The sequence below is a fragment of the Sphingomonas sp. 179-A 2A2 NHS genome, from assembly GCF_045371305.1.
In the GTDB taxonomy this organism is placed as follows: domain Bacteria; phylum Pseudomonadota; class Alphaproteobacteria; order Sphingomonadales; family Sphingomonadaceae; genus Sphingomonas.
The window spans coordinates 1-7,060 of the sequence record NZ_JBIQDE010000013.1 but is presented as its reverse complement, the minus strand read 5'-3'; the positions used below and the strand labels follow the sequence as shown (position 1 = coordinate 7,060).

Genomic DNA, 7,060 nt, shown 5'->3' with positions numbered 1-7,060 from the left:
CGCCCGCGCCCTCGTCAAAGACGATAAGCATCCCGGCTACGGCCAAACGAGCAAGGCGGCCCTCAGGCCACGCTTACCGCAGGCAAGCGTCCATGGCAGGCGAATATAGTCCTGACCGGTTAGCGCATGGCCTTCAGCCAGGCACCTTGGGCACCACGCCCATCGGAACTCGTAATCGTAGATGTCTTCATTCTGCCAGGGATCACGGCCGATGCTCGCCCACGCAAACCACTGCTGGGCCCAGTTAGCGTGCGACCGGGCTGGATCGAGTTCCGCAACCCTGGCGCGTTCGAGCCGGGTCGCGTCTGCGAGACAGCTCTGGTGCCGGTCCGACATGTTCCAGTCGATTTCTCGCGATGACGACATGTCATGGTTGGGATCGAGGCGGGCCAGGAGGTTGGCCGGCTCGAGCCCATAGCGGCAGCCGACCCTCGACAACCACGATGACATTATCTCGCCCCGGCAGGGGCGTGGAGCGAAGGGCAAGATCGAAGTTGCTCGCGCCGCCGTGGAGACCTTGGACATGCCCTTACACTGCTGAGGCCTCGGGGCGAACGCGTGCTGCCTTTTGCATCGAGGCGAGAGGCGGAACGAGGTTGTCGTCGGAAAACATGTCCTCGTCGATCCGTTCACGGCCGGTCCGCACTGCAGTGACGGCCGCTTCCTCTATCAGCCGGAAGATGCGGCCGGTAATCCCGCCGCTGAGTTGCATAAGCCGCCTGCGGAGAGTCCGACTCTCAAGGTCCGATGGAAGTCGTAACGGGCGGGTGGAAGCGAGGCTGCGCAGAAGAAGCGCAAACGTCTCGTCGTCTCGCCAGGGCGTAAGCTCGATCGCGTCAAATCTATCTGCCAGATGTTGATCAAACAATAGCGCGCGGTGAGCTTCAGGTGTGCCAGCGCATACAATCGGCATTGAGAGCTCGTTGGTGACGAAGCGGATCAGGTTCAAAAATAGCCGCTGCTGGCGTGACGTGCCTGCGAGCAGATTATTCATTTCGTCAATGATCAGCACCTTGGTGTTCAGCTCCCGGAGCATGCGCATTGCCAGGCGAGAAGCTTCCCGCTTGGTCATGGTTTCCTTGAAAGATATTCCGACCGCACGAAGCACCTGTTCGTAGAAGTCCTCCTCGATCGGCTCTTTGGGCATCTGGAATGCGACGACCGGCATGACTGTGGAGCCTTTGCCGCTGTCGAAGACCGTCGGATGCGAGTGAAGAAACTTCGCGATTGCCATCGATTTTCCCATGCCGCTGCGGCCGTAGATCAAGAGGCATGGCATGCGTGGTCGCGTCGGGTAGTCGAGCAACATCTGTAGACGATTGGTTACGCCCAGGGCCTTGGGGAAGCCGATCCACCTCTCCGTCCTTATCCATTCTACCCGCTTCTCGTTTGGAAGCAGGGCGAGCGGCCGATAATCGGGATGGAGATGCGCAAGCGCTTCGCTCATGACCAATCCTCGACAGGATAGGGCAAATAGCTGTCGCTGGCGCTTGCGGATTGGTTTGCGCTTGCCGGAAGTGTCTCGATCAATCGGGCTGGATCAGCGAACGAGTTGGCACCCAAGGCATTGGCCGACCGGTTCGCGGCTCTTCGGGCTCTCATTGTTTGCCGGGTTGCGCTGGCAATGAGCGCACGCTGCGCCTCAACCGCCTCGAATATGAGGCCTTCATCGACCGCTGCCCTTCCCTCCTCGCGCAGAAGCGCCATCGCCCGCTTCTGCTCCCACAGCGTGATCGCGGGGCGGCCGAGATCGGCATAAGGGATCGCCCAGTGCTCACCATTGGGTGCTTGCAGGAAAACACGCGAGAGGTCGCGAGGATCATACTTGATGGGCATCCGGGCACGCTCGCCGATCCAAGTCGAAAGCACAGGATCCCAGTACGAGATGTTGAATAATCGAATCCCGTCTCTACGGATCATCCGATGCTCGAACGGAAGGAAGTCGAGCAGAAACTTGTCGGGATCGGGTGGGTGTCGGGCAGTGCGGGGGCGACGTTCAAGCGCCTGCTGCCAAGCTACATGCGGAGGCAATCCAACCCCGCGATGCAGAGCGCTTTGATACACGCCCACTATCTCAATAGCGAGCCACTTCTCAAGTTCGGATAAAGTCATCGCCGATGTCGCGGCCGGGCTATAATCACCCTTTTCGGCGGTGTTGGAGAACGTCGTGCCGGGAAGCAGGTGCACGGCGCCCATCATCGTGCCGATCAGGCGCTCGATATGCCCACCATAGTGCGGCGTGGCGGGAGGACGATACTGCTGTTCAATCCCGTGCTCCTCGCAGCCACGCGACAAGGCATGGGATTTAAATTCCTTGGCATTGTCCATGTGCAATCGCTCAGGGATGCCTGCTGAGCTCCAAGCAACGTTGATCCCTCGCTCAGCCAGCCAAGCGTCTTTGGGAAGGACCGCATGGCGAAGAGTCATCGCGACCGACACGGCCGAGGGGTGTTCGAGCGTGAGATAGAAGCCGAGGACCGCCCTGCTGGCGACATCGATTGCCAATGTTAGCCAAGGGCGTCCCAGTGGCTGCCTGGAACGCTCATCCACCACGATTTGATCGACCGGCGTATGATCGATCTGAACAACCTCCAGCGCATAAGCTGCCTTGTAGCTTCCAGCTACGGGGCGATGAAGATCATCCGCCGCCTTCCGGCCGTTTCGAGCCCTCACAGTCGCCGTGGGCGCCAGCCGCGAGATCCGAGTCTCGACCGCTAGTCGCGACGGTGGTTTCAGTTGGAGAGCTCTGCATTCGTGCGCGATAGCTCGACAAAGAGCGGACACACTCGGCTTCTGTCGAGTGAGATACATTTCGTCGATGAGCCGCTTGATTACCTCTTCCACCGCGAGTGAAAGCTTGGAATTCCCGCCTTTCGGGCCGGGTCGAGCAGGTAACAACGCGCTGGCGACAGCATTTGAGCGATAGCGCCCGATCAAGGTATAAATCTGGGAACGACCTAGGTCGAGGGAGGTCATCGCCGCGAGCATTTCCTGCTCCGGTATACGAGGCAGTAAAGCCAACCGGCGGATCACCGGCTCGCGCTCTTTAACCGCTTGCCAAACCGCTTCTTCGGCGCCGTGTAAGTCAGAGTCCGACTTTGTCATCGCGACCTCCTTTCCGGACGAGTCGCTGCGCACGTTGTCCGCCGATCTCGATGCAAAATCCAGTGGACTCCGTTGCATTGTCCGGCGATCCACCGGCAATGCGAGGAGATGAAGAATCCACCGATCTCAAGAAATCGACAGCCGAGGTCCCTCTTAGGCATGAAAACCGACAGCGCTCATTGTCCGAGCGTAGTGACGTAGCTTTATGCGTTTGATGATCCCGGCCCAGGTGGATCATATTGGGGACGGCTCCTCCGACGAGACAACGGGCAAATGTGCCTCACCGCTCAGCATACGTGGCGAAGGCTGCCGTGACGTAGTGCCAGGTGTGACGTTTATCGCGTTGTTCGGCAGCCCTTGGCGGCAGCATGCTGGCGATCTTGAAGGTAGTCCGCCTTGTGCTGCTATTACGCCGAGCGTCATCGGCTCTAGTGGCAGACACGTACCAACCTGCCGGGCAGTGAAGCGCATCCATCGGCCGTCGCGCGAGCCATTCTGAGCGATGCCACCCCGAGACTAGAGGCGTCCGCCCTCCGTGCAAATAAAGTTCTTGCAAATAGTAGCGGCGGCGATCCCCGATACCTACATGGCGGCTGTTGTTAAGACGGCTAGTAACATGAGTACCGAAACGAACACCATTAATCTCGCTGCCGAGCTCACGATTGCGTGGCTTGCAAATCCGAACACACGCGTTGACGCCGATGCTGTCCCGGAGTTTCTCGCTTCAATCCACAACACGGTCGGCAAGCTGGAAACCGCCCCTGCTGCCCACGATCGCTCGGTGGAGCAAGGCTTTGAGCGTGCGGTTAGCCCACGCAAGTCGCTTGCTGATCCGAACTTCATCATCAGCATGATCGATGGTCGGCCGTACAAGTCTCTGAAGCGCCACCTCAGCGCAAGAGGGCTTACGCCAGCGCAGTATCGCGAACGCTACGGGCTGAAACCGGACTATCCGATGGTTGCCCCCGCTTACAGCCAGGCGCGCAGTGAAGCTGCGAAGAAGCTTGGCCTGGGCCGCAAACCGGTGAAGAGGAGCAGCAAGCCCGCTGATGCGGATCGCCGCACGACTGGAGCGCGCAAGGGCAAGGGCGTCAATGACGCTAAAGGCGCAGCGAAGGCGCATCTCCAAGGATAAGCCGACATTCAAGATGGCGCGCGGGTAACCGCGCGCCATCGCTCACGTCTACCCTCCATTCCTCGCCAGGAACCTCACCATCTATCCATAAGCGGCGAGTTTCTCCTCAAAGCGGCGAGCCTCTGCCTAGGTTTCCTCCGCTATGTGTCGTGGGATCTAGTGGCTAGGCGGTCGGTCCATTGATCGAGCAAGTGAGATGTCGCAGTGGTACCGGGTGGTATTTCTCGCCTCACCTCTGCACCGCGATGGTTCGACACCGATGACCGACCGTTCCGTATCTCCAATCCTGCGGCTGCGCGCCGTGATGGCTCGGCTCAGGGATCCCGACGCCGGCTGCGAGTGGGACTGCGCCCAAACGTTCGAGACGATCGCACCCTATACGATCGAAGAAGCGTATGAAGTTGCAGACGCCTGCGCGCGCGGTGACCTGGAGGAGTTGAAGGATGAACTCGGCGATCTGCTGCTGCAGGTCGTATTGGACAGCCAGATGGCGGAGGAAGCCGGCGCCTTCGATTTCGATGAGGTTGCCACGGCAATCGCTGACAAGATGGAACGCCGCCACCCGCATATCTTCGGCGATGCTGCGGAGGGTGGCCATCACCTTTGGGAAGTCGTGAAGGCGCAGGAGCGCGCCGCAAAGGAAGACGCGAGCGCACTTGCTGGCGTGGCGCTTGGACTGCCGGCGTTGATGCGCGCCGAGAAGCTGCAGAAGCGCGCCGCACGAGTCGGGTTCGACTGGCCCGATGTGGAGGGGCCGCGGCAGAAGATCGACGAAGAACTTGCCGAAGTCGCGGAGGCGGCACCGGAAGATCAAGCGGAAGAGGTTGGCGATCTGCTATTCGCAGTCGTCAACTGGGCGCGCCACCTCGGCGTCGATCCAGAAGCCGCGTTACGTACGGCGAATGGGAAGTTCGAACGCCGGTTCCGATCGATGGAGGCAAAGGCCGGTGGAACGCTGGATGGCCTGAACCTTGATCAGCAGGAACAACTATGGGAGGCGGTCAAGGGCGACGAGCGCGGACAGATTTGAGCCCGCGCGCTTATCGCCCCGCCCCCGCCCTTAGCGGTTCCGCTCGTCGAAACGCGTATAATCGGCCGGTGACATTCGCACCTCGTATACCGACTTGTCGTCCTCAACATATTGGTCGAGCACCTCGCCGTGCTGATGAAGCCAGGCGGCACTAGCGCCATCGGCGGCGTCAAGCGTGATCGTATAGCGCTGATGCCCTTGGGTGAGGCGATCCGACAGCGCGCGGGTGAGCGCGTCGATCCCTTCCTCGGTCAAGGCGGATACCGCCACAACATCGTCGCGCCGGGCCGCTTCGCCGCATATTTCTCCGCGGGCTGCGTCCTCTAGAAGGTCAACCTTGTTCCACACTTCGATCCGCGGTGTCCCTTCAGGGACTCCGATCTCGTCCAGCACCGCCTCGACATCGGCGCGCTGGGCGAGCGTATCCGGGTGCGCGACGTCACGCACGTGAACGAGGAGATCGGCAGACACCACCTCCTCCAGCGTCGCCTTGAACGCCGCGACCAACTGTGTCGGCAGTTCCGAGACGAAGCCGACCGTGTCCGACAGGATCGCCTTGTCGATGCCGCGTAGACTGATCTGTCGGAGGGTGGGATCGAGCGTGGCGAAGAGCAGGTTTTCGGCCATCACGTCGGCACCGGTCAGCCGGTTGAACAGCGTTGATTTGCCGGCGTTCGTATAGCCGACGAGGGCGATCACCGGCCAGGGCGCGCGTTGGCGCCGCTCACGATGCAGGCCGCGCGTGCGTGTGACCTGATCGAGTTCACGGCGAAGGCGCGCCATACGGTCGCGGATCAGGCGGCGGTCGGCCTCGATCTGTGTTTCGCCTGGGCCGCCGAGGAAGCCGAAGCCGCCGCGCTGACGCTCAAGGTGAGTCCAACTGCGCACGAGGCGGCCGGCCTGATAATCGAGGTGCGCCAGCTCAACCTGGAGCCGGCCCTCCGCGGTGGCGGCCCGCTCGCCGAAGATTTCCAAGATCAGGCCCGTGCGATCGATAACCTTGGCCTCGAGCGCTGTTTCCAAATTGCGCTGCTGGATCGGGGATAGCGCGGCGTCGAACACGAAGAGAGACGCCTCTTCCTGTCGACCTAGGACGGCAAGCTGTTCGACTTGGCCCGATCCGATGAGCGTCGCGGCGCGCGGCGATCGCACGCGCACCGTTTGCCGCTCGACAACGTCGACGCCGATCGCCGCCGCAAGCCCGGCGGTTTCCTCGAGACGCGCGTCAGCATCCCGTGAGGAACCGCCGAGGTCCGGGAACACTACAACCGCGCGGGCGCCACGGGCGAACTCCTCGCGATCACGCTCAAAGCCCTTGCTCAATCTTCTTCCGAGCCTGCAGTTTCCTCGGCGAGGTTGAGTGCCCGCGCCGGCTGGATGGTAGAAACGGCATGCTTGTAGACGAGCTGCGACGTGCCATCACGCTGCAGCAGCATGCAGAACAGATCGAAAGCGGCGATATGGCCTTGCAGCATCACGCCGTTGACGAGGAACATCGTCACGGGATCTTCCGACTTGCGCACCGCATTGAGGAAGATCTCCTGCAGAAGCGGCTGCTTGCGCCCCCCCTCGCCCAGTTGTTCGACGATCGCGGCCACGTCCACCTGCGCGCCTGGCATGATGGTGGAAATTGCGTGCTTGTAGATCAGCTGGCTCTGCCCGTCGCGCCGAAGCAGGACGGAGAAATTGTCGAACCAGGTGACGATCCCCTGAAGGGGTCGGTTCCGGCTGAGGGCGAAATGACACCCTAAGCGAAACGGCAAGAAGGGGTGGGGAGCGGACATCGCGCC

At 61.2% G+C, this 7,060-nt stretch carries 7 protein-coding genes; 2 read left to right on the top strand and 5 right to left on the bottom strand.

Features of this window, described 5'->3' with window-relative positions:
• Window positions 1-36: 36 nt before the first annotated feature.
• From ACH0AE_RS17445 to ACH0AE_RS17435, 3 genes are read right to left on the bottom strand one after another with little or no spacing between them, the layout of a single operon-like run.
• Complete coding sequence (locus ACH0AE_RS17445) at window positions 37-525, bottom strand: TniQ family protein (RefSeq protein ID WP_406876100.1); 489 nt, start codon at window positions 523-525, stop codon at window positions 37-39.
• Window positions 526-529: 4 nt separating this feature from the next.
• Window positions 530-1,447, bottom strand: a complete 918-nt coding sequence (locus tag ACH0AE_RS17440) for a TniB family NTP-binding protein (protein WP_406876099.1) — start codon at window positions 1,445-1,447, stop codon at window positions 530-532.
• Window positions 1,444-3,105, bottom strand: a complete 1,662-nt coding sequence (locus ACH0AE_RS17435) for a Mu transposase C-terminal domain-containing protein (RefSeq protein WP_406876098.1) — start codon at window positions 3,103-3,105, stop codon at window positions 1,444-1,446. Before ACH0AE_RS17435 ends, ACH0AE_RS17440 begins: the two co-directional genes overlap by 4 nt.
• Window positions 3,106-3,721: 616 nt before the next feature.
• On the opposite strand from ACH0AE_RS17435, the gene ACH0AE_RS17430 reads away from it, so the two are divergent.
• Both ACH0AE_RS17430 and mazG read left to right on the top strand, forming a co-directional pair.
• Window positions 3,722-4,240: a MucR family transcriptional regulator gene (locus tag ACH0AE_RS17430; RefSeq protein WP_406876097.1), complete on the top strand. Its 519-nt coding sequence runs from the start codon at window positions 3,722-3,724 to the stop codon at window positions 4,238-4,240.
• A 259-nt stretch (window positions 4,241-4,499) separates the two neighbouring features.
• Entirely contained in the window at window positions 4,500-5,270 is a 771-nt protein-coding gene (gene mazG, locus ACH0AE_RS17425) for a nucleoside triphosphate pyrophosphohydrolase (RefSeq protein WP_406876096.1), read from the top strand.
• A gap of 30 nt (window positions 5,271-5,300) precedes the next feature.
• Here the strand turns inward: mazG and hflX are convergent, their stop codons facing one another.
• On the bottom strand, window positions 5,301-6,593 hold the full coding sequence (gene hflX / locus ACH0AE_RS17420; RefSeq protein ID WP_294441510.1) for a GTPase HflX: 1,293 nt from the start codon (window positions 6,591-6,593) through the stop codon (window positions 5,301-5,303).
• Window positions 6,590-7,054 (bottom strand): RNA chaperone Hfq, encoded by a 465-nt coding sequence (gene hfq, locus ACH0AE_RS17415; protein WP_406876101.1) that lies wholly within the window; start codon window positions 7,052-7,054, stop codon window positions 6,590-6,592. Before hfq ends, hflX begins: the two co-directional genes overlap by 4 nt.
• Window positions 7,055-7,060 lie beyond the last annotated feature (6 nt).